The sequence below is a fragment of the Stenotrophomonas sp. 2YAF22 genome (assembly GCF_052114665.1).
Taxonomy (GTDB): Bacteria; Pseudomonadota; Gammaproteobacteria; order Xanthomonadales; family Xanthomonadaceae; genus Stenotrophomonas; species Stenotrophomonas indicatrix.
Genome location: NZ_JBFRFE010000822.1, coordinates 1 through 1,512, shown reverse-complemented (window position 1 = coordinate 1,512; position 1,512 = coordinate 1). Strand labels below are relative to the sequence as shown.

Genomic DNA, 1,512 nt, shown 5'->3' with positions numbered 1-1,512 from the left:
GAAACGGTACGCCAGGCCATCCACTCGGTGTTCCTGTACCACGCCATCGCCGCGGGCATGGACATGGGCATCGTCAATGCCGGCACCATGCCGATCTACGACGAACTGGAGCCGGACCTGCGCGAGCGGGTGGAGGACGTGATCCTCAACCGCCGCCGCGACGCTACCGAGCGCCTGCTTGAAATYGCCGAGCGCTACAAGGGCAGCAAGGGTGCGGCGAAGACCGAAGACCTGGCCTGGCGCGAGAAGCCGGTGGATGCACGGTTGGCGCATGCGCTGGTGCATGGCCTGGATGCCTGGGTCGAAGCCGATACCGAAGAAGCCCGGCAACGTTCCAGCCTCCCGCTGGACGTCATTGAAGGCCCGCTGATGGCCGGCATGAACGTGGTCGGCGACCTGTTCGGTGCCGGCAAGATGTTCCTTCCGCAGGTGGYGAAATCGGCACGGGTGATGAAGAAGGCAGTGGCCTACCTGCTGCCCTACATCGAAGCCGAAAAGGCCCGCAGCGGCGACACCGCCAAGAGCAACGGCAAGATCATCATGGCCACGGTGAAGGGCGATGTGCACGACATCGGCAAGAACATCGTCGGCGTGGTCCTGGCCTGCAACAACTTCGAGGTGATCGATCTGGGCGTGATGGTTCCGGCGCAGAAGATCCTCGATGCCGCCCGCGAGCACCACGCCGACATCATCGGCCTGTCCGGCCTGATCACACCGTCGCTGGAAGAAATGAGCCATGTCGCCCGTGAAATGCAGCGGCAGGGCTTCGATCTGCCGCTGATGATCGGCGGCGCGACCACCTCGCGTGCGCACACCGCGTTGAAGATCGACCCGCACTACAAAGCCCCGACGGTCTGGGTGAAGGACGCCTCGCGCGCCGTGGGTGTGGCGCAGTCGCTGATCTCGCGCGAGCTGCGGGATGCGTTCGTCGCCGCCAACGAGGCGGACTACGCCGAGATCCGCACCCGCCACCGCAACCGCGGTGACGCCAAGCGCCTGGTCTCGCTGGAACATGCACGTGGCCAGAAGTTCCAGTGCGACTGGCAGGCGTACACGCCACCCGCACCGAAGCAGCCGGGCCTGCATGTATTCGATGACTACCCGCTGGCCGAGCTGGTGCCCTACATCGACTGGACGCCGTTCTTCCAGGCGTGGGAGCTGGCCGGCAAATATCCGGCCATCCTCACCGATGAGATCGTCGGCACCCAGGCCAGCGAGCTGTACCAGGACGCGCGCGCGATGCTCCACCGCATCGTCAACGAGAAGTGGCTGCAGGCCAAGGCCGTGTTCGGCCTGTGGCCTGCCAACAGCATCGGCGACGACGTACGCGTGCAGCATCCCGATGGCGAGACCACCCTGCACTTCCTGCGGCAACAGGTGGACAAGCCTGCTGAACGCCCGGATTTCTGCCTTGCCGATTTCATTGCCCCGGCCGATAGCGGCAAGCAGGACTGGATCGGCGCCTTCGCAGTCACCGCCGGCATCGGTATCGACGTGGTCGGCCTCGAAACG

The 1,512-nt window shown here is 65.1% G+C and carries 1 protein-coding gene; it reads left to right on the top strand.

The window, feature by feature from the left end:
• The coding region (locus AB4Y84_RS21445; protein WP_442250904.1) for a vitamin B12 dependent-methionine synthase activation domain-containing protein at positions 1–1,512 on the top strand (1,512 nt) is incomplete at both ends.